Source organism: Alkalibacterium sp. AK22, assembly GCF_000585255.1.
Classification (GTDB): Bacteria; Bacillota; Bacilli; order Lactobacillales; family Carnobacteriaceae_A; genus Alkalibacterium.
The window spans coordinates 15,690-34,397 of the sequence record NZ_JANL01000038.1; the positions used below are offsets into that span (position 1 = coordinate 15,690).

At 44.9% G+C, this 18,708-nt stretch carries 21 protein-coding genes; 1 reads left to right on the forward strand and 20 read right to left on the reverse strand.

Annotated elements, in window-relative coordinates; genetic code table 11:
* Positions 1-119: 119 nt before the first annotated feature.
* From gndA to ADIAL_RS08775, 20 genes are all read right to left on the reverse strand, one after another.
* On the reverse strand, positions 120-1,559 hold the full coding sequence (gndA, locus tag ADIAL_RS08680) for an NADP-dependent phosphogluconate dehydrogenase (protein ID WP_034302642.1): 1,440 nt from the start codon (positions 1,557-1,559) through the stop codon (positions 120-122).
* Between the two features lie 361 nt (positions 1,560-1,920).
* The gene (gene recN, locus ADIAL_RS08685; protein WP_034302645.1) at positions 1,921-3,624 is read right to left on the reverse strand and encodes a DNA repair protein RecN; all 1,704 of its coding nucleotides are present in this window, start codon (positions 3,622-3,624) and stop codon (positions 1,921-1,923) included.
* 27 nt (positions 3,625-3,651) lie between these two features.
* A complete protein-coding gene (argR, locus tag ADIAL_RS08690) occupies positions 3,652-4,101 on the reverse strand; it encodes an arginine repressor (protein ID WP_034302648.1) in 450 nt (149 codons plus the stop codon).
* Positions 4,102-4,263: 162 nt separating this feature from the next.
* On the reverse strand, positions 4,264-5,070 hold the full coding sequence (locus ADIAL_RS08695) for a TlyA family RNA methyltransferase (protein ID WP_034302651.1): 807 nt from the start codon (positions 5,068-5,070) through the stop codon (positions 4,264-4,266).
* A gap of 13 nt (positions 5,071-5,083) precedes the next feature.
* Positions 5,084-5,968 carry a polyprenyl synthetase family protein gene (locus tag ADIAL_RS08700; RefSeq protein WP_034302654.1) on the reverse strand — a complete coding sequence of 295 codons (885 nt, stop codon included), beginning with the start codon at positions 5,966-5,968 and terminating at the stop codon, positions 5,084-5,086.
* Positions 5,969-6,053: 85 nt separating this feature from the next.
* Entirely contained in the window at positions 6,054-6,266 is a 213-nt protein-coding gene (locus tag ADIAL_RS08705) for an exodeoxyribonuclease VII small subunit (protein ID WP_034302657.1), read from the reverse strand.
* Positions 6,266-7,639, reverse strand: a complete 1,374-nt coding sequence (gene xseA / locus ADIAL_RS08710) for an exodeoxyribonuclease VII large subunit (RefSeq protein WP_034302660.1) — start codon at positions 7,637-7,639, stop codon at positions 6,266-6,268. Before xseA ends, ADIAL_RS08705 begins: the two co-directional genes overlap by 1 nt.
* Positions 7,640-7,801: 162 nt before the next feature.
* On the reverse strand, positions 7,802-8,287 hold the full coding sequence (gene nusB, locus ADIAL_RS08715; protein WP_034302663.1) for a transcription antitermination factor NusB: 486 nt from the start codon (positions 8,285-8,287) through the stop codon (positions 7,802-7,804).
* 2 nt (positions 8,288-8,289) lie between these two features.
* Positions 8,290-8,703 (reverse strand): Asp23/Gls24 family envelope stress response protein, encoded by a 414-nt coding sequence (locus ADIAL_RS08720; protein WP_034302666.1) that lies wholly within the window; start codon positions 8,701-8,703, stop codon positions 8,290-8,292.
* 33 nt (positions 8,704-8,736) lie between these two features.
* Entirely contained in the window at positions 8,737-9,294 is a 558-nt protein-coding gene (gene efp, locus ADIAL_RS08725; protein ID WP_034302669.1) for an elongation factor P, read from the reverse strand.
* Between the two features lie 118 nt (positions 9,295-9,412).
* The gene (locus ADIAL_RS08730; protein WP_197017790.1) at positions 9,413-10,477 is read right to left on the reverse strand and encodes a M24 family metallopeptidase; all 1,065 of its coding nucleotides are present in this window, start codon (positions 10,475-10,477) and stop codon (positions 9,413-9,415) included.
* A gap of 206 nt (positions 10,478-10,683) precedes the next feature.
* Positions 10,684-11,304: a hypothetical protein gene (locus ADIAL_RS08735; RefSeq protein WP_034302674.1), complete on the reverse strand. Its 621-nt coding sequence runs from the start codon at positions 11,302-11,304 to the stop codon at positions 10,684-10,686.
* Positions 11,291-11,767: a competence type IV pilus minor pilin ComGF gene (comGF, locus tag ADIAL_RS08740; protein ID WP_034302676.1), complete on the reverse strand. Its 477-nt coding sequence runs from the start codon at positions 11,765-11,767 to the stop codon at positions 11,291-11,293. Before comGF ends, ADIAL_RS08735 begins: the two co-directional genes overlap by 14 nt.
* Entirely contained in the window at positions 11,730-12,053 is a 324-nt protein-coding gene (locus ADIAL_RS08745) for a hypothetical protein (RefSeq protein ID WP_034302677.1), read from the reverse strand. Before ADIAL_RS08745 ends, comGF begins: the two co-directional genes overlap by 38 nt.
* A complete protein-coding gene (comGD, locus tag ADIAL_RS08750) occupies positions 12,031-12,477 on the reverse strand; it encodes a competence type IV pilus minor pilin ComGD (RefSeq protein WP_034302679.1) in 447 nt (148 codons plus the stop codon). The genes ADIAL_RS08745 and comGD overlap by 23 nt, the downstream gene beginning before the upstream one ends.
* Positions 12,478-12,502: 25 nt before the next feature.
* Positions 12,503-12,823 (reverse strand): competence type IV pilus major pilin ComGC, encoded by a 321-nt coding sequence (gene comGC, locus ADIAL_RS08755; protein WP_034302681.1) that lies wholly within the window; start codon positions 12,821-12,823, stop codon positions 12,503-12,505.
* A 21-nt stretch (positions 12,824-12,844) separates the two neighbouring features.
* Positions 12,845-13,909, reverse strand: coding sequence for a competence type IV pilus assembly protein ComGB (gene comGB, locus ADIAL_RS08760; protein WP_081757786.1), 1,065 nt, complete (start codon positions 13,907-13,909; stop codon positions 12,845-12,847).
* Entirely contained in the window at positions 13,860-14,939 is a 1,080-nt protein-coding gene (gene comGA / locus ADIAL_RS08765; RefSeq protein ID WP_269317829.1) for a competence type IV pilus ATPase ComGA, read from the reverse strand. The genes comGB and comGA overlap by 50 nt, the downstream gene beginning before the upstream one ends.
* 121 nt (positions 14,940-15,060) lie before the next feature.
* Positions 15,061-15,786 carry a YebC/PmpR family DNA-binding transcriptional regulator gene (locus tag ADIAL_RS08770; protein ID WP_034302685.1) on the reverse strand — a complete coding sequence of 242 codons (726 nt, stop codon included), beginning with the start codon at positions 15,784-15,786 and terminating at the stop codon, positions 15,061-15,063.
* A 103-nt stretch (positions 15,787-15,889) separates the two neighbouring features.
* On the reverse strand, positions 15,890-16,420 hold the full coding sequence (locus ADIAL_RS08775; protein ID WP_034302687.1) for a VanZ family protein: 531 nt from the start codon (positions 16,418-16,420) through the stop codon (positions 15,890-15,892).
* A 104-nt stretch (positions 16,421-16,524) separates the two neighbouring features.
* Here ADIAL_RS08775 and ADIAL_RS08780 point away from each other — a divergent pair, with 104 nt between their 5' ends.
* Positions 16,525-18,333: a M3 family oligoendopeptidase gene (locus ADIAL_RS08780; RefSeq protein WP_034302690.1), complete on the forward strand. Its 1,809-nt coding sequence runs from the start codon at positions 16,525-16,527 to the stop codon at positions 18,331-18,333.
* The last annotated feature ends 375 nt before the right edge of the window (positions 18,334-18,708 follow it).

Consider the following 18,708-nt stretch of genomic DNA (forward strand, 5'->3'; position numbering starts at 1 on the left):
TTAATATCTTAGTGAACGAGGAAATCATCCCACATGGCTATTGTAACAGTAAAATAGCAGGTTTTCTAATTGAAAACCCACTATTTTATAGTAATTATTTAATTGTGATAGTTGGAGGCTTAATCCCAGCTTTCTTCTCCCTTGTTGCCATACCAGTCAAAGTGGAAAGTTCCTGGCTTATCCACTCGTTCATAGGTGTGCGCCCCAAAATAGTCACGCTGAGCCTGAATGATATTAGCCGGCAGACGCTCTGAGCGGTATGAATCATAGTAAGCAATGGCAGATGAGAACGCCGGGACGGGCACCCCTGCCTGAACCGACAAACCGACCAGATCTCTTACGGACTGCTGATAGCGGCTCGTAATATCCATAAAGTAGTCATCCAACACCAAGTTTTTAAGCTCCGGATTACGCTCATAGGCTTCCGTTATTTTCTGAAGGAAACGGGCACGGATAATACAACCGGCACGGAAGATTTTAGCCAGTTCACCGTACTTCAGATCCCAGCCGTATTCTTTGGACGCTGTTCCCATTTGTGCAAATCCCTGAGCATAACTCATAATTTTACTGAAATAGAGCGCTTCACGTATTTTCTCGATAACGGCTTCCTTGTCTCCTTCAAATGCCTTTCTTTCAGGCTGAGGCAAGACCTTGCTTGCTGCAACACGTTCGTCTTTCAATGCCGATATATAACGGGCAAAGACTGACTCTGTGATTAAAGGTAGGGGCAGTCCCAGGTCTAAAGCACTTTGAGATGTCCATTTACCTGTTCCTTTGTTGCCGGCACGATCCATGATGACGTCAATCATGTGGTCCCCTGTTTCCGGATCCTTTTTAGTTAGAGCATCGGCAGTAATTTCAATCAGGAAACTGTCCAGATCCCCTGTGTTCCACTCTTTGAATACCTCAGCAATCTCTTCATTAGACAGGCCGATAACATCTTTAAGAATATGATACGACTCAGCAATCAGCTGCATGTCTCCATACTCAATGCCGTTGTGAACCATTTTTACGTAGTGTCCCGCACCATTCGGCCCAATGTAAGTCACACATGGCTCTCCGTCAGCTGGAGCTTTAGCTGCAATTTTTTCTAAAATAGGAGCAACCAGGTCATAGGCTTCTTTCTGTCCACCAGGCATAATTGCCGGTCCCTTGAGGGCTCCTTCTTCTCCACCAGAAACGCCGGTTCCAATAAAGTTGATGCCGGAATCTTCCAGTTCCTTGCTGCGGCGAATCGTATCCTTGTAGAAAGTGTTTCCGCCGTCAATCAGAATATCGCCTTTATTCAGATAAGGGAGCAGTTGCTTGATTACCGCATCCGTTCCTTTGCCCGCCTGTACCATAAGAACAATTTTTCGTGGTGATTCCAGTGACTGCACAAATTCTTCCAGTTCAAACGTCGGTTTTAACTGTTTACCCGGGTTTTCTTCGATCACAGCCTCTGTTTTTGCACCTGTACGGTTGAAGATGGATACGGAATACCCTCTGCTTTCGATGTTCAAGGCCAGGTTTTTTCCCATGACCGCCATTCCGATGACGCCGATTTGCTGCTTGCTCATTATTAGTCTCCTTCCATTTTGCGTGCAGGCTGAGATTACACACTCTCCTTGTTCTGCACGATTGACTCGCTTTAATATTAACAAAGTTTGAACTCTTTTAAAACACTCTTCCAGGGTCTTGCATTTTAAACTTACTTTGAGTACACTAGTAGCTGAAATGCTCTTAAGAAAGTTGGTGTAGATTTATGCCGAAAAAACAGAGAGAAAAAGGTTCAACAAGTCTGGCTTCAAAAGCCATCATCTGGGTTCTTGTCCTTTCAATGGCCATTCCCGCATTCGCTTCAATCTTAAGTATTGTCTTTTAATGGATGAACAGCATACGGTGAAATCCTTCTGACCCTTGAGCGGTCAGAGGGATTTTTTATTTTTTCTTCCGTTTTGCCAGTTTCAGCAGTTCACTCGCTGTTTCAAGGGTCAGCTGAGTCAGTTCATCACCTGAAAGCATCCGGGCAATTTCTTCCGTCCGCTTGGATTCAGCCAGCTGTTCCACACGGGTGCTGGTTCGTTCTCCGTCAGTATCTTTTTGAATGTACAGATGCTGATCTGCTGTCGCTGCTACCTGTGGCAGGTGCGTGATACATAAAACCTGAGAATGACGGGCTACTGAATAAATTTTATCTGCAATAGCCTGGGCTACACGACCACTGACCCCTGTATCCACTTCATCAAAAATAATACTAGTGATTCCCTGTGCATTGGAGAAGAGAGTCTTGACAGCCAGCATTAAGCGGGACAGCTCTCCTCCTGAAGCCACTCGTGCAAGCGGCTTTAAAGGCTCCCCTGGATTGGTCGATACATAAAATTCAATCTTGTCCTGGCCCATTTCGGTCAGAGCATTGCCTGTCTCCGGTTCACTTTTAGCTTTTTTGAAAACAACTGAAAATTGTGCTTTCTCCATATACAGCTCTTTGAGCTGGTCCAGGATAGCCGATTCCAGCTTCACTGCAGTCTGCTTGCGCAGTTCTGTCAGGTCTTCAGCGAGTTTCTTGGCTTCCTTTTCAAGCTGGGCTGTTTTTTTGCTCAGCATATCCACTTGTTCTTCGCGGTTCTCAATTTTATCCAGTTCCTGTCGGGCCTGATCGTAGTGAGCCAGTATAGTTTCAACAGACGGCCCATATTTGCGCTTCAGCTGCTGAATATAGTTGAGGCGTTCTTCGATATCATTCAAACGCCCTTCATCGTATTCCAGATGATCCATTTCTCGGTACAAATCGCTGGATGCTTCCTGAAGCTGAAAAAAGGCTGCTGATATAGTCTCAGATATCTGCTTAAATGTATCGTCCATCTCAGCAATACTGTCCATATTTTCCATCGCCCGTCCAACCAGATCTAGACCGCTGGACTCTTCCCCTTGCAGAGCTGCATAACTCAGAGATAAGGCTTCAACGATTGTTTGATGATTAGACAGTTTCTGTTCTTCTTCCTTAAGTTCTTCCTCTTCATTGACTTTCAAATTAGCTGCCTTGATCTCCTCTACTTGGTACTTGAGAATATCCAGACGCTGAGCCAGTTCCTGCTCATTGTCATGCCAATTCCGTCTTTCTTTCTCCAGCTGACGGTACTCGGCAAACACAGAACGGTAGGCCTCTTTCTTGCTACTCAGCTCAGCTGGTCCGAACTGATCAAGCAAATGGATATGATTTTCAGGAACCATCAGTTCCTGGTGTTCATTCTGACCGTGAATATCGATCAGGCGCATACCGATTTCCTTCAGGACTGCAATAGTAACCATACTGCCATTGATCCGGCAGACGTTTCTTCCTGTAGCAAAGATCTCTCTTTGAACGAGCAGGGTCTGATCCTCTTCTTCAATGGCATTGCGCTCCAGTAGAGCCGTTAAAGCGGCTGATCGCTTGTAGGAAAACTGTCCTTCTAGTACACATTTTTTAGATCCGTAGCGGACAAATTCACTTGACCCCCGCCCGCCCGCAAGCAGGCCGACTGCATCAATAATGATCGACTTTCCGGCTCCTGTCTCTCCAGTCAGGACTGTCATGCCCTGATTGAATTCCAGTGTCAGTTTTTGAATAATTGCAAAATCTTTTATTTTTAATGATTCCAGCAAAGATAGGCCTCCTGTTCAATTCGTTGATCAAATGTAGGAAATAATCCTTCTTTGGAAACGCTCGGCACTCTCCTCGTCACGACAGATGATCAGCACGGTATCATCTCCGGCTATACAACCGAACACTTCCTGATAGTTCGCTGTTTCAATCAATGCACCCAAGGCAAAAGCATTACCGGGCAGCGTTTTGATCAGCACAAACTCCTTTTGCGTATCGACCGATACAAAGGCGTCCTTCATGAAACGTGACAGTTTCTTTGAAATATTGTAGTTCATGTCTGGAGGAAGGTTATACTGATAGCCTCCATCTTTTGCCGGGACTTTGATCAACTGGAGTTCTTTGATATCCCGAGAAATGGTGGCCTGCGTAATGTCAATCCCTCTTTTTTGGAGGATATCCACAAATTCTTCCTGCTTGCGTATAACACTCTGCTGGACGAGCTGCCTCAGCAGCTGATGTCTTTCTTTCTTTTTCAATGCATTCACTCCTAAGCCATTATGCGACGGCAATACTAGTATATTTATACAGTATATTCACATTGATTATACTGTATTTCCATGCAAGTTCCAATTAAATAACTTCTCATGATCTTTTAACCGTAATACACATAACTGAATAGCCCCTGTTATTTATGAATTTCAAGAAGTGAAAAGATCTTGAGTAAGCAGTTTGCTGCACAGATCCGCCTGTGACGGGGACCCGTCCACTCCCGTTTTAATATACGCTAAATATTCTTTGTTCCCTTTTCCGCCTCTTATTGGAGAAGGAATCAGTCCCTCTACCTGGAAGTCATGTTTCAGCAGAAAAATTAATATGCGTTCTAGGACCGCCTCATGGACAGCCGGATCCAAAACAATCCCACCTTCACCGACTTCTTCTCTTGCCGCTTCAAACTGCGGTTTGATAAGGGCGACGACTTCCCCTTTTTCAGCTAGAATATCCTTTAAAACTGGAAAAATCCTTTCCAAAGAGATAAAAGATACATCGATGGATGCAAAGTCAGGCTGACCTTTAGTAAAGTCTTGGAGTCTGGAGGTCCTAAAATTGGTCTGTTCCATTACAACAACACGCGGATCGACCCTCAGTTTCCAGGCCAACTGATTGGTTCCTACATCAAGGGCATAGACTAGCTTTGCTCCTTTCTGTAGCGATACATCGGTAAAGCCTCCTGTGGACGAGCCAATGTCGAGTACAGTTTTACCTGAAAGATCTATACCGAAGTGTTCCAGTGCATGCTCAAGTTTTTGACCGCCACGGCTAACATACAACTGTTCCGCTCCCTTGACATATACAAGGGTTGTCTCTGGCCATTTCTCTCCAGCAGTAAAAATCTGCTCTTCTTTGTCTGTATACACTTTACCTGACATGATCAGGCGCATAGCTTTTTGGCGATCTTCTGCCCACCCCTGCTCAATCAGCAAATCATCTGCTCTTCTTTTTTTCATTTATTCATCCTCTTCACTCTGCAAACTGAAAAGATTCAACAAAAGAAGCCAATAGCTCTTGATCATATGTCGTTTCTCGCTCAGCAATTTGCTGATTCAATGTCAAAGCCAGATCCAGTTTATCCTTGAACCACCGATGCGCTTCCGAGATACCCAACAAGCCGGGATATGTACTTTTGCCCAGCTTAGCATCTGCACCTGTCCGCTTACCTAATTCTTTCTCGTCTCCTTCAACATCCAGGATATCATCTTTGATCTGATAAGCTATACCCAAAGCCAGAGCCATTTCTTTCAGGTCAATCAAGGTTTCAGTTTGAACGCCAGAAAGCAGGCCACCAGCATAAAAGGCAAAATGAATCAGTCGGCCTGTTTTTCTGGCATGGATTGATTCCAATTCCTCCACTGTCAACTGTTTGTGCTCACCATTCATGTCAGCCTGCTGACCGCCGACCATGCCGGCATGTCCTGAATCTTCCGCCAGTAAACGGACCAGCTTGACTTTCACTTCGTCGGATGCCTCCCCTTCAGTCACCAGTTCAAACGCCTTCGTCAGTAACGCATCGCCAGCGAGTATAGCCGTTGCTTCAGAGAATTGGATGTGACTGGTCGGGATACCTCTTCTCAGATCGTCGTCGTCCATAGCCGGCAAATCATCATGGATCAGTGAATACGTATGAATCATCTCCAGCGCAGCTCCAAACGCGTAAATGGACTCTACCTTCTGTCCAAATGCTTTTGCAACAGCAAACAGGATCAGCGGGCGCAGCCGTTTCCCACCGGCTTTAAGTGAGTAGCGCATAGCTTCCTCCAGCTGAGTCCCGCTGTCTTCCTTGATGGTTCCCAGCATAAATGCCTCAAACGGCTGTTTGTGTGTCTTCGAAAAATCTATAAATTTCATCTGCTGCTCCTTTAACTGTCCTGAAAACTTTTTTGTTGTGGACTGTAAATATTATGTTAACCCCAATGAAATTGTGGGTTAACATTCATTCTGCTTCCTTTTCTTCAGCTGATTCACTGACCATTTGAGTCACAGTTTTTTCAGCCTCTTCAATGATATTCTTACAGTGCCTGCTTAGCTTAATGCCTTCCTGGAACTGGTCCAGTGCTTCCTCCAAAGGTACATCTCCTTGCTCAAGCTTATCAACGATACTTTCCAGTTCCTTCATTGCTTCATCGAAGGTTTTTTCTTTGTTCATTATACATTCTCCTTATCGTCTCTGTCAGACCTTTCTTTTTTTTCCACAATAGAAACCACTGCATTCAAGTTCCCATCATGCAGCATCACCTGAATCTCGTCATCTGGTCTGACTTGTGCAGTTGTTTTCACGACGGTCTCCTCTTTTTTTGTAATCGCATAGCCCCGTCCCAGTATATTTAGCGGCGATAAATAATCTAAAGACTGAATCAGGTGGTTGAGCTCCCGCGTTTCCTGCTGGAAACGATGATTCATTGCGCCCGTCAGCTGCTGAAAAAGTCTCACATTATCTTTATCAGCCTGTTTGATGAGCGCCAGAGGATTGTAGCTGTTGAGCCGCTGATCAGTTATTTGAATCTGCTGTCTGACAGTATTAAGCTGCTGCTCCGTATGCCTGAGAAGCTCCTCAGTGAGCTGATCCAGATTTTGACTGTAGCCCTCGTAAAGTCTTTTAGGTTGTCTAAAAATATAAGAGCGCTGCACACGGCTCAGCCGGTCTTTTTCTTGTCGGATTTGAGACTGCACAGCTTGTGTAAGCCGCTGTCTTGTGCGGTCAATTCGAGCCAGCTCTTCTGTTAGCAGGGGAACAGCCAGCTCTGCGGCTGCTGTCGGTGTCGCTGCCCTAACATCGGCTGCCAGATCAGACAAAGTGGTGTCTGTTTCATGTCCGACAGATGAAATAAGCGGGGTCTGTGCTTTGGCAATTGCGAGTGCTACACGCTCTTCGTTGAAGGGAAAGAGGTCTTCAAACGATCCACCTCCCCTGGCCACGATGATTGTATCGAACACACCTTCGAGGTCAGCAGCTTCGATACTTTTAACGATGGAGTCCGCTGCTTTTTCACCTTGAACAACGGTTGGAAAAAGCGTCAGCTCTGCGATAGGGAAGCGACGGTCAAGAGTAGTCTGAATATCACGAATAACCGCACCACTGGCACTTGTGACAACAGCAATCTTTCTAGGAAAGCGGACGAGTTCCTTTTTTCTTTCCGCGTCAAACCAGCCTTGTTCAGCCAGTTTTTTCTTTGTCTGCTCATATGCCGCATACAGCTGTCCGAGTCCTTCCGGTTCGATATGATCGATGTAAAGCTGATACGTTCCATTTTTTTCATATAGTGAAAGTCGGCCGACAGCCATCACACTCATGCCATCTTCAAGCTCGACGGTCATTTTTTTGGCTTCCCGCTGGAAGAGTACGGCAGATAATTTTGCCCCTTTGTCCTTAATGCTGAAATACTGATGCGTATTCTTGCGGTAAGGGTTGTAATTGGATATCTCACCTTTGACAAATACTTTTTCCAGATAAGGATCACAGTCAAATTTCCTTTTAATATAACTCGTCAGTTGGGAGACGGTCAAATAGTCCTCTGCCATGCAATTCTCCTTCCTTTTTTCATTTGCTTGGACAGGCTGAAAATAAAAAGAGCAAAAAAATAGAATGCACGTGCCACTCTACTTTTCCGCCCTCTTCTGCTGTCTGCTTCACTGTTGATTGTCCAAAACTGAATGCTTTACGCTCAAGACAGAAAAAAGTGCTTAAACTTGATTTTCATCAACAATACTTTGGAGCACACCGTTGATAAACCGGCTGGCCTTCTCGTCATTAAAGGTTTTAGCCAGTTCAATAGCCTCATTCATCACGATACGCTTATCTGTATCCGGTTCGAAAAGCAGCTCGTAAGCAGCCAGTCTCAGCAAGAGCAAGTTGGTGCGCTCGAGCCGGTTCAATGACCAGTTTTTCAGATGCTTTTCAATCGTCTGGTCAATCAGATCAACTTGCTCTCTTGTTCCAACGACCAGTTTTCTCAAATAGTGCAAAGCGTCGGTAACGATTTGCTGAGTATTCTTTTCTTCAGGTAAAGCGGCTTTCATCGCTTCTTCTACTGTCCGTTCCTCATTGAGCGGCAGTGAACTTTCAAGCGAAAGCATAATTGCCTGATCAGTCGTCAATTCTTCATGTGTGGACAGCTGGAAAAGTGCCTGAAAAGCCTTTTCCCTTATCACACGCCTAACGGTAGTCACTATTATTCATCTTCTTCCGTATCCAAGTCGAACAGCTCTTGGATTGTAGTTTTTTCAGGTACGATATCTGCAATATGAATATTAACTTCCGCCAGAGAGATCTCAGTCATATGCAGGACTTGTTCGCGTACGCGCTGCTGGATCGTTTTTGCCACTTGCGGCACATTGACGCCAAATTTAAAGTAGCAGTAGATGTCGACTTTCAGACCGTCTTCGTCTGTATTCAAGTGTACACCTTTTTTATGGTTGATTTTCCCGAACACATTCTTCATGGCATTGGTGAATTTGCCTTGCATAGCATAAACGCCGTCCACTTCGTTGGCAGCGATGCCAGCAATGACTTCTAGAACTTCCGGTGCCACTTCAATTTCACCTAAAAGATTGCTGTGGTTTGTGTCGATAATCTTTTCACCCATTTTCGTTCCTCCTTATCGTGTTCTGTTTCCTATTTAAGCACGCGATACGTAGCTCTTCTCGTCAGTATTAATGATCAATACATCATCTACATTGACAAACAAGGGGACCGTTACGACTGCTCCTGTTTCCAAGGTAGCTGACTTGGATCCTCCTCCAGACGTATCACCACGAATCCCCGGCTCTGTTTCCACTACTTTCAGTTCAACTTTCTTGGGTAGCTCCACACCCAGCAGCTCGCTGCCGTACATCATGATTTCAACTTGCATGTTTTCTTTCATAAACTTCAGCTCGTCTTCAATACGTTCCTCAGGAATCTCCAGCTGTTCGTAAGTGGAAGTATCCATAAAGACGTGGTTGCCACCGTTCTCATAAAGGTACTGCATGGAACTCGTCTCGATGTGAGCTGTTTCCATCTTTTCTCCGGCGCGGAAAGTCTTGTCCTGGATCGCACCTGTTCGCAGATTTTTTAACTTGGAGCGAACAAAAGCTGCTCCTTTACCCGGCTTGACGTGCTGGAACTCCATAATTCTCCAGATGCTTCCATCATACTCAATCGTCAATCCTGTTTTAAATTCACTTGTTGAAATCATTCTATTTCCTCCTAATATAAAACACGGCATGTCAAAAAACGCGTTTTATTGCTCTTCTCATTGTACCATGATTTAATATGAAAACCTATTTACAATTCGCTTTGCGAGGCAAGAAAACCTACAGCTGAATCAGTTCCTTACTGACCGTCATCAAGTTTTCATTCCCGTCTTCAGTAATCAGCAGGTCATCCTCTATGCGGACACCACCCAGTCCCGGCAAATAAATCCCCGGCTCATTCGTGATGACATTGCCTTTAACCAAGGGAGACTCATTCCTGAAGTGGATGCCAGGACCCTCATGCACTTCCAAGCCGATTCCGTGTCCGGTAGAATGCCCGAATGCTTCTCCATAGCCCTGTTCCCTGATATAGTCTCTTGCCACCGCGTCGAGGGCCTTACCCGTCACACCCGCTTTTGCCTGTTGCGTCACTTTGAGATTCGCATCCAGTACAATCTGGTGAATTTTTTTCAGTTCTGCTCCTGGATCTCCTAGTGCAAAGGTCCGGGTCATGTCCGAAACATAGCCATTATAGTAGCAGCCGAAATCAATGGTAATCATGTCCCCCTGTTCAATGATTTTGTCGCTTGCCACTCCATGAGGCATGGCCGAACGTTTACCACTGGCCACAATGGTGTCGAAAGAGACTCCGGATGCACCTTTTTCTCTCATCAGAAAGTCAAGTTTATTGGCTACGTCAATTTCTTTTATGCCTGGTTTGATATAATTCAAAATTTCATTAAAAGCATATTCAGTGATTTGGATGGCTTGCCTGATCGTGTCGACTTCAGTTGCTTCTTTAACTTCTCTAAGCGATTCAACCAGCCCGCTGACAGGGTTCAGCTCACAGGGAAGTAGCGTGTTCAGCTGATCATAAGTAGAGAACGTAACAAAGTCTTTCTCGAAGGCCAGAGAAGAAATGTCTTCTTTTTCAACAATTCGCTTGACTTCGTCGTAGATTGGACCTGTATTCTTGATAATTTCAAAGCCTGCGGCCTGTTCAGCGGCCTGTTCAGTATAGCGGAAATCAGTAACAAAATAGGCTTTATCCAGAGTGATTACACTCAGTCCGGTCGAGCCGGTAAAATTGGAAGCATAACGTAAATTGTATGAACTTGTCAGCAACAGAGCTTCCAGTCCCTGTGCTTTCATTTTATTCTGAATTGCTTGTACTCGTGACATCAAAACACCCTATTCTTTAGTCTATTTATAGTACGTTTTCCATTCTTTTTCATTATAGCAAAGCTGACTTGAAAAAGAAACGAACACACTGGGGGCTTTTTCTGTAACCATTTTTGCCAAAAAGCAAAAAAGCACTGCACATAGCACAGTACTTTTTACCAGGTGATTTTTAACTGTTTTAACTTGTTCCTTAAGCCTATATCAGACCGTTAATTCCCGTCCGCCTCCTTTGCTGTGATTGGCTGATTGTCTGCATGGGTTTCCTTTTGTTCCAGACTCTTTATTATATGACGCCTTGGATCTGCCTGGTCAAGTTCAATCGTATCCTGCTCCATCTTAGCGTCTTCCATCCCTTCCTCTTTGACACCTTTATTTACGTGTTCATCTATATCCTTGGAAAAATCCGATGCCATGGACTCACCAGTCTCTTCTGGTTCTTTGAGCTGGGAGGTCTCCTGCCTGCTGTCCTCTACCGGAACAGGTAGTAGCTGAACAGTCTTTTTGCTCGTGTAGTTGTTAGAGAGGACAGCAGTGATTTGATAGCGATCTTTGGAAAGTTGAGCGACTGTCGTTTTTCCCTGATTGAAAAGCACACGTTCAGGACAGGGCTGACCTTTGCTTTCTGTCACTGTGATTAAACGTTCAGTCATTTGAATCATCGCTTTAGCCTCGTATGCATAAGCAGTCTGCTTAAACTGGAGGGCCTGATGCTTTAGGACCAGAACAGCTGACGAAATGAACAGAGACAAGAAGAGTGCAAACAGCAGGGTCGAGATCAGTGTTCCTCCTCTTTCGGATTTGAATACGCTTATTTTTTCAATTTCGATCATCGCTAGTGAGCCTCACTTTTATGTTAGCTGTATACGTCTCCTCATTGTCAAAAACCACCGTCAGAACCAGCTTTTCATGCGCCTGACTGACGTTCAGCGACTGGATGCGCATAAGCATCGGTTGATGTCCCAAGCCATTGACATTTCGCCTTAACATGTTCTGGTAAAGACTGTAACTGTATATGTCTTTAGTTCGGCCTTCCTCTACTTTTTCCAGTCGAAAACGGCTAGCATGTGAATCAAGGAACGTCTTGTCCTGCAGATCATATTCTAGTTGGTTTAAAAACAGATGCCATTCAATTTGCCGGTCATCGTTTACTCTGTCTCTGCCATAACTGATTTGACTCAGGGCTAATGAGAATAAAAGAACACTTCCCGCCATAACAGTCAAGGCAATCAATACTTCGATGAGGGTAAAGCCTCTGTCATTTCGACGGCATGACTGACAAAATTTCAAGTTCATTTTGATCACCTGCCACTCCTTTCACCTTGATGCTAAAAGAACTGGAATGTATCTCCCATGCCCCACTGTCAGAAGAAGTGACCGTTGTCGTGTGCGGATCCCAGAACAAAGCTGTTTCATAAAGAACCCGTGCTTGTTCTGTATAGAGTTTATCTTGCTTTCTGAGCAGAAACAGATCACTAAACAAAGGCAAGGTTCCCACAGTCAGAAGTACCAGGATGCTCAAGCTGACCAGTGCTTCCATCAGAATAAATCCCGCATCATTATTCAGGCTTTCTGATCTCAAAACGCCCACTCCCCATCTGAAAAGCAAATTCTATCATTCCTTCCGGAGTCCTGAAGCGAACGGGTCCATACGTCCCAATATTTCCGGACTTTCTTGAAAAACGAAATTCCATTCCATTGTTCAGCATCTGCAGGTGATCAGGCAAGACCAGTGTATGCTCTATAGGATGTCCTCGGCGGCCAACTACACGAAAGGAGACTTCTTTATGGGAGGGTTTAAACTCAACGACGGTCCATTCATCATTTAAAACAGCATAATTCTGAACTAAGGTCAGACTGGCACTCATTGCTTCAATAAATAACTCCGTTTCAGTTCTTTTTGAAAGACGTTTGAAATGGGCCACCGGCATACTGATGATCACAGAAACCAGGCTAAGGACCAGCAGGCTCTCGATCATCGTCATCCCATCTTCCTGTTTCAGCATACCTTACGCTCCTTTCTTCATCAGCTTACTTGCGTATAACCTGACCGCCCGACAGATTGAAATCTTTTTTAGCGCGCTCGACCTGACTGGATGTCAGGTAATTACCCTGTTTCATTGACTCGAAACTTTCGGGGTGCGAACCCACATCCATCCTGTACAGCTCAACCTGTGACTGCAGAACTGTCTCCATGGCTTGTGTACTTGTATTGTCAGCTTTATCCTGCCTGCCAGTGAGATTAGGAATAAAAAGCAGCAGCAATGCTGATATGATGAACAGTACCAAGGTCATTTCAATCAGCGTAAATCCTTTGTCCTGACGCAACCGTTTTTTTAGCACTTTACACATATAACTCATCCTTTTTTCTTTTTATAGTGTGTCCATAATACTGAAAGTAGGCAGCAAAAGGGCTGCATAAATGGCAACGATGACCAGAGCTACTCCGGCAAAAACAACGGGCTGGATCCAGTTCATCAGCTGCTCCACTTTTCGGTCAAAGTCTTCTTCGCAGTGCTGAGCGTAGAGTTCCAGTTCATAGCCCAACTTGCCGGACCGTTCTCCCTGTCTGACTACTTCCCGAACCTCCCGACTCAAAAACGCAAACTGAGCTAAAGAGTCAGAAAAATCAGCTCCATGAAGCAGCTCTTCTTCAATCATATGCCCCGCATTCTTACTCAGCTGCGAACTCTGCTTGCCCTGCATGATGACAACCACTTCACGTAAACTGCAGCTTCCTTTAATCAAAAGGCCCCATTCATGAGCAAAGAACTGGCTCCAATACAGTTCCAACAGACCTCCTATATCCCAGCGCATCAGACGATTCAGTCTATCAACCGGTGAATGCTTTTTGTTCTGCCCGCGCCAGACTCCTAGACCAACTCCTGCCAAGAGGGCGCAGAACAGCAGAATGACTGGAGAATGATAAACGCTTTTGACAATCAGCCAAGTACTTAAAGACATCTCACCTGACTGAAAAGAGGCAATCTGCTCAATATGAGGTATCAACACATAGCGCATGGTAAACAGCATGACCCCTACAAATATAAGCAGCATCAGCGGGTATTGCATAACTGCGTGGAGTTTCCGCCTCTTTTCAGCCTGCCGGATCAGCTGGCGGCCGGAATCGGAAACTGCTTGATGAAACTGACCATGATGAAGTGCAAAGAACAGCCGGGTGCACGTATAGTCAGGAAAACCCTGATTCTCCAGCGCCTCTCCAAGGCTGGCGCCCTGTTCAATCTCTCCTCTTATACTTAACGTCCTTTCTTTCCATTCTCCCTTTCCTAGACTTTCAAGGAAAAGCAGACTTTCACGCATGGAGAAACCCTCCCTTAATAATCGGCCAAGCCGGCTTAAAAAAATTCCTTGCTGCTGAAATACTTTGCTAGTTCGGTAATGTGAAGCGCTCATAGGTTTTTTCTGAAATATAGCCATACGTCCTCGCTTTCGTCAGCAGATGATTGAAGTCTCTGTTTTGCTTACTGTCAAACCGGTCATCTTCTAGGTCGGCCTGTAGCCATTCTTTTAGCTGCTTGCCACTCTTCACTTCAAACAATGCTGCTCGCTTCTGGTCTCTCGGGTAATGACCACAAAAAGTCTGGCAGTTAGCTTCACAAAGAGGACAATAAAGAGGAACCAGGTTCTGAAATGCAATGCCTATAAGCGTCTGCTGAAGAAGTGGCTGGCTGATTCCCAGTTCCATCAGACGAGACAGCACCCCCTGACAATTTTTGGCATGGATGGAGGCTACGATTAGATGGCCCGTAAGCGCACCTCTCACGACCATTCTGGCTGTTTCTTCGTCTCTTATCTCCCCTACAATAATGACATCCGGATGATGACGGAGCGAACTTTTAAGCAGATGTTCATACGATATCCCCGCTGTTTCATTCACCTGGCACTGCAGAAAGGCTGCTTCCTCGATTTCAACTGGATCTTCCACTGTAATGACCTGTTGTTTTTCGCCTTCCAGCCGATTTTTCACTAAATGATACATCGTTGTTGTTTTGCCCGAATCCACAGGACCGGCAAACAGAAGGAGTCCTGAGCGCGCATCAATCAGTTTTTTTAGCTGCTTCCATTCATAGGAAAAGAAAGAACCAAAATTTTTGCTGTTATCTTCAGTTTGTTTGAGCAATCTAATCACAAGTGATTCCTGACTGTGGTAATTGCTGATGGTTGAAAACCTAAGGTCCAGTGTTTTGTCTTTCAGCTTAAAAGTCATGGACCCGCTTTGAGGCCTCCTTTTTTCTCCCACATCCATATTGGACAGAAATTTAAAATAACTGATCAGCTTCCCCCCTTCAGCCTTGTCCAAATAAAACTGCCGGCTCATCTGCCCGTTAAGTCTGAAATATAAATCATAATGCTTCTGTTCAGGCAGAATATGAACATCACTTGTTTTATACGCTTCTGCTAAAGTCAGCAGATGTGTTGCAAATAATTCAGTATCCAGTTCGGCCACCCTCCTATTCTTTTTTCCTGCTACTATATATACTGTCTTTTCATTTCAAAACTGACGAAAAAAACCTGCTGACAGCAAAAATAATTCTGCTGTCAGCAGGCTGGTTCACTATTTACTTGTTTTACACTTCTGCATTATGGTAAACCTCGCTCACATCATCATCATCTTCGAGCGCATCAATCAGTTTTTCAAATACGTCAGCCTTGTCTTCCGGTACAGGAAGTGTTGTCTGTGGAATCATGGTCAATTCTGACTGATCTAAGGTAAATCCTTCCGCTTTAAGCGCATCGCGGACTTCCGCAAAAGCCTGAGCTTCAGTATAGATTTCAAACACTTCATCGGATGTTTCCAAATCTTCTCCACCGGCTTCAAGAACGTGCATCAGCATATCATCTTCATCCAGATGCAGTCCGTCCCGGCTAATTGCAATGTACCCCTTCCGGTCAAACATGTAATTAACGGAGCCTTTTTCTCCCATGGACCCGCCGTTACGATCAAAAGCTACCCGAATATTAGTGCTTGAACGATTCAGATTATCCGTCAATGCATAAACGAGAACCGCTATCCCATTCGGTCCATATCCTTCATACAGCACTTCCTTGTAGTCTGCTCCCTGACCAGAATCTGTCGCTCTTTTAATTGCCCGGTCGATATTGTCATTGGGCATATTGTTTGATTTGGCTTTATCGACTGCCAGACGCAAAGCCGCATTGGTTTCAGGATCAGCTCCTCCATCTTTCGCTGCCTGATAAATTTCTTTAGATAGCTTCTGGAAGATTTTTCCTCGTTTGGCATCCTGTGCGCCTTTACGGTGCTGGATGTTTTTCCACTTTGAATGTCCTGCCATTATACTTCCTCTTTCCTGATAAGTAATGTCTGTAATCCTCTGTTATTATACCAAAATATCACAGAGATACAAGTTCATCGGTTGCGCTTACACACGCTTCAAATCAGCGCCTTCTCTGCACTGCCCGGCGTCTGCTCCCCTTTGATCGCGGACGGGCTGACACCAAGGCTATCACACTGCCCGCTATCGCCCCAGCAGTATCCAGGACAACATCTTCCATGAGTGCAGACCGGTCAGGATTGAATGATTGCCTGAGCTCGTCGAAAGAAGCATACCCCGCTGAAAGCATGACCGAAATCAGCAACGTCAAATAAACATTGTCCATCCGATTTCTCAAACCAAGAAACCAGAATAGTCCCAGAAAGAAATAGGAGATGAAATGAGCAGCTTTGCGGATGAAAAACTCGATAAACCCTATGTAACTGCTTGCTTCAATGCTGACTTCGCTTCCGGCGTATGTAAAGCGGACACCTTCAAGTAAGCCTCTAAGTGGTTCATTAGCCAACCACCTCTGAAGGTTGGACTGAATCGATTGGTCCTGGTAACTCATGGAGGAACTGTAATACAAAATACCCATAACTACAAATGCCATCAGCAGAAACAGATTGTCCGCTGTACTTGCTTTACTTTTCATGTATAAGAGCCTCCTTGTTTGCATACTCTCAGTTTAACTGATGTCTCTTTATATGAAAAGTAAAAAACGATACAATGGACACATTCTATTAAGGGGGAGAAATAATGCCAAAGAAATTGACATGGGACATGAACACCGTATTTGAAGGGGGAAGCAGTTCAACCGCTTTGCACACATTCATAGAGGAAACAAGAACAGTGATCGGCAAAGCTGAAGCACTAATAAAGGACTGGGGTTCAGAAAGCGGGGCCAGTGAAGCCGGTAACCTGGTTGACTTTTTGCTGTGTCGTGAAGAGGCTTTTGACCGCCTCACTGAGGCTTCTACTTTTGCCAGAGGTCTTTTATCTGCCGACGTGAACGACAGTCAAGCAGCAAAACGTGTTAACCAGCTGAGCCAGCTTGGCAGTCAGCTAAGTGATGTAGAAACCCGATTCATGAAAAAAATCAAAGCCATCCCAGATGATGCCTGGGAAGCGCTTTTGTCAGATGAAAAGCTGCAGGTGAGCAGATTTAATTTAAACGAAAAAAGAAAAAAAGGACAAAAGCTGCTGTCAGAAAGTGAAGAACGCATCATACAGCAGCTTTCTCTCGATGGACTGGAAGGTTTCAGTAATGTTTATCAGTCACTTGTCAACAGTATCCGAGTGCCTGTTGAGATGAATGGTGCTCGAAAATTTTTGTCTGCTGGACAAGCAGCAAACAAGCTGATCGGCCATCCGGACCCAACCGTGCGGTCACAGATTTTATCTGACTGGGAACACGCCTGGAAAGAAAAAGCACCGATGTTTGCTGATACTTTAAATCATCTGGCAGGCTTTCGACTGAAAACTTATCAGCTAAGAGGTGAAAATGATTTTCTCAGACCCGCTCTGGAGTATAACCGTATGGAGCAGCAGACACTGGATACGATGTGGGAAACCATTACAAAAAACAAGCCCAAACTGGTTGAGTTTCTTGACCGCAAAGCAGCTCTGATGGGAAAAGATAAGCTTGGATGGGCAGATGTGACTGCTCCTTTGTCTTTAGGGACCTTTGAGCCCAAAACGTATTCTTTTGAAGAAGCTCAGACCTTTGTAACTACGCACTTCGGTTCTTTCAGCACTGAGATGCAGGCGCTCGCTGAAATCGCTTTTGAACATAGCTGGGTCGAAGCCGAGGACCGAGAAGGCAAGCGGCCCGGTGCTTACTGCTCGAATCTGCCGGTAAGCAGACAGTCGCGTATATTTATGACTTTTGGCGGCTCAGCCAGCAATGTCTCCACACTGGCTCATGAACTGGGACATGCCTATCACAGCCATGTCATGCGTGATCTGCCGCATCTGAATCGCCGTTATGCTATGAATGTAGCTGAAACAGCTTCGACTTTCTGTGAGATGATCATCAGTGATGCCACCGTCGCGGCAGCAAATGCAACCGAAGAAAAGATTGCTCTGCTGGACAGTAAAATTTCACGGGCGGCAGTCATGTTCATGAACATTCACAGCCGCTATCTTTTTGAGACACGATTTTATGCTCAGCGTCAGTCAGGCCTTCTTGATGAGAAGGAACTGAGTCAGCTGATGGAAGAAGCACAAAAAGAGGCCTTTGACAATGCTCTTGAGAGTTATCACCCTATGTTCTGGGCAAGTAAGCTGCATTTCCATATTACAGGCGTCCCTTTTTATAATTTCCCTTACACTTTTGGCTTCCTTTTCAGTTTGGGCATATACTCCTATGCTAAACACAAAGGTACTGATTTTGAGGAAGATTACCGGAAACTGCTTAGAGATACAGCCAGTATGACGACAGAAGAGCTAGCTTACAAACATTTGAACGCTGACCTGACACAACCAGGATTCTGGCAGTCAGCCATCGATGAAGTCCTGACTGATATAGAGACATACTTTGATCTAACGGCCCCCTATATAAAGTAGTTAGATCATTCTTACTTTCTTTGTTGTGTAAAGAGCTGCAAGTGCTTATTGTCCTTGTCACATCCTATGGATCAGTCATACCCTTTCGTCAAAGATTATGAACAGACACGTTGAGGTCGGTAGGTAACGCACATATTGCGTTATCCTTCTATTTTAGCTTCAATTTAGCCTTACTAATCATGATTAAGAGCTCATCCTTATCAGTGAGACATGTTTACGTAAGCAAGCTGCCTTCACTAATCTTTAAAAATCACAAATAGGCCTGATCACTCTAAATAATGATTGTCTGAGTATACACTTCAAACGAAAGCATCAAATGGCAGCCATTAAAAAGGGGCTGGGACAAAAGTCTCAACCGGAGTAAAATAAAGTTAA

Coding starts and splice junctions, on each gene's coding strand:
- gndA (WP_034302642.1), bottom strand. CDS start 1,559: ATGAGCAAGCAGCAAATCGGCGTCATCGGAATGGCGGTCATGGGAAAA.
- ADIAL_RS08695 (WP_034302651.1), bottom strand. CDS start 5,070: ATGAAAAAAAGAAGAGCAGATGATTTGCTGATTGAGCAGGGGTGGGCA.
- ADIAL_RS08700 (WP_034302654.1), bottom strand. CDS start 5,968: ATGAAATTTATAGATTTTTCGAAGACACACAAACAGCCGTTTGAGGCA.
- ADIAL_RS08705 (WP_034302657.1), bottom strand. CDS start 6,266: ATGAACAAAGAAAAAACCTTCGATGAAGCAATGAAGGAACTGGAAAGT.
- xseA (WP_034302660.1), bottom strand. CDS start 7,639: ATGGCAGAGGACTATTTGACCGTCTCCCAACTGACGAGTTATATTAAA.
- ADIAL_RS08720 (WP_034302666.1), bottom strand. CDS start 8,703: ATGGGTGAAAAGATTATCGACACAAACCACAGCAATCTTTTAGGTGAA.
- efp (WP_034302669.1), bottom strand. CDS start 9,294: ATGATTTCAACAAGTGAATTTAAAACAGGATTGACGATTGAGTATGAT.
- ADIAL_RS08735 (WP_034302674.1), bottom strand. CDS start 11,304: ATGATCGAAATTGAAAAAATAAGCGTATTCAAATCCGAAAGAGGAGGA.
- comGF (WP_034302676.1), bottom strand. CDS start 11,767: ATGAACTTGAAATTTTGTCAGTCATGCCGTCGAAATGACAGAGGCTTT.
- comGD (WP_034302679.1), bottom strand. CDS start 12,477: ATGCTGAAACAGGAAGATGGGATGACGATGATCGAGAGCCTGCTGGTC.
- comGC (WP_034302681.1), bottom strand. CDS start 12,823: ATGTGTAAAGTGCTAAAAAAACGGTTGCGTCAGGACAAAGGATTTACG.
- comGB (WP_081757786.1), bottom strand. CDS start 13,909: ATGGCTATATTTCAGAAAAAACCTATGAGCGCTTCACATTACCGAACT.
- ADIAL_RS08770 (WP_034302685.1), bottom strand. CDS start 15,786: ATGGCAGGACATTCAAAGTGGAAAAACATCCAGCACCGTAAAGGCGCA.
- ADIAL_RS08775 (WP_034302687.1), bottom strand. CDS start 16,420: ATGAAAAGTAAAGCAAGTACAGCGGACAATCTGTTTCTGCTGATGGCA.
- ADIAL_RS08780 (WP_034302690.1), top strand. CDS start 16,525: ATGCCAAAGAAATTGACATGGGACATGAACACCGTATTTGAAGGGGGA.